Here is a 1342-nt window from a genome sequence, read left to right as displayed (position 1 = left end):
CGCAAGAGAACACAGGACTTTACCAGAAATAGAAATATGAATTTCTATTCGCTCATCTATTACTTCATCTTCAGAAACAGAACCACAACCAATGCTGAACTCTCTCATTTTTATTCTTCCATAGATCGATTTGAGAAGAGAATAAGCAAGCAGGCTCTCAACAAGGCCATTAGAAAGCTGAATCCAAATGTTTTTTCATATCTCATCAATCGATTTTCAGCCATCTATTATACATCGTCGCTCCCTAAAAAATATAGAGGATATTTCCTGATTGCAGAAGATGGGACCTATATGGAAATCCCATACAATGTCTATAATATCTATGATTTTCATTTTGTGGAGAATCAACATATCATTGACATGTTCGATGTCAAAAAAGTCCAGTCCAAGGCCGGAGGACTCTATGATGTCCTTAATGGTCTGTTTATAGATTTTTCACTCAGGCCTGCACCATATTCAGAATTGCCTCTTGCGTTTTCTCATCTCTATCGAAGTCAAAGTATATTCAAGGGAAAGGATGTCATTTATCTTGCTGACAGATATTATGGATCAGCCGAAATCATATCCCACCTTGAGTGTATTGATTATCATTATATCATCAGAGGAAAAAGCAATTTCTATAAGAAGCAGGTTGCGCTCATGAAATCTGATGATGAATGGATTGAGGTGGAAATTGATGAAAAATGGAGAAGGAGATTCCGATTTTCACCTGAAGCCATGGAATTGAGAGAAAATAATCCAGTCATGAAAATCAGGGTCATTAAAAGAAGAATTGAATATATCAACAATCATGGAGAGGCGTGTCAGAAAGAGCTTATTTTCTTTACCAACCTAGGAGAGGAATTCTCTGCTCAGGAAATCATTGAGCTATATACATATAGATGGGATATCGAAGTTTCATACAAGACACTCAAAACAGGCCAGGAGATAGAAAGGCATATAAGCAGTGATGGTGATGTTGCACGAAATGATATATATGCAAAGGTACTGTTTCATAATATTGCAGGAATCATGAGAAAAGAGTTGAACCGTTCACTTGAAATGAAAGAGTCAAATAGACAGTATGTTGTCAACATAGCACAGCTACATGAAATCATACATGATGTCAACATTCTGCTTTCAATGATCAATGGTAAAAAAAGACAGCTAAAAAAGAAGATAGAACAGATAGAGAAGATGCTAGACAAAATAAAAGTGCCTGTTCGCCCAAACAGGCACTACCGACGATGGGGACGAGTCATGATTTCACCACCAAGCTATCGCTTCAGACTTGATGGAAGAAACAATCCAAAAGTCAGACGATACAAATCAGTGCTTATGACAATATCCCCGTAGTTAAGAA

General features: G+C 37.1%; 1 protein-coding gene. It reads left to right on the top strand.

Annotated elements, in window-relative coordinates:
* On the top strand, window positions 1-1335 hold a 1335-nt coding region (locus B5G32_RS13515), incomplete at its 5' end, for an IS4 family transposase (protein WP_143746674.1).
* Window positions 1336-1342: the final 7 nt, after the last annotated feature.

Source organism: Massilimicrobiota sp. An80, from assembly GCF_002159255.1.
Taxonomy (GTDB): domain Bacteria; phylum Bacillota_I; class Bacilli_A; order Erysipelotrichales; family Coprobacillaceae; genus Allocoprobacillus; species Allocoprobacillus merdigallinarum.
Note: the sequence above shows the minus strand (reverse complement) of the source record. Positions and strands in the feature narration are given on the sequence as shown.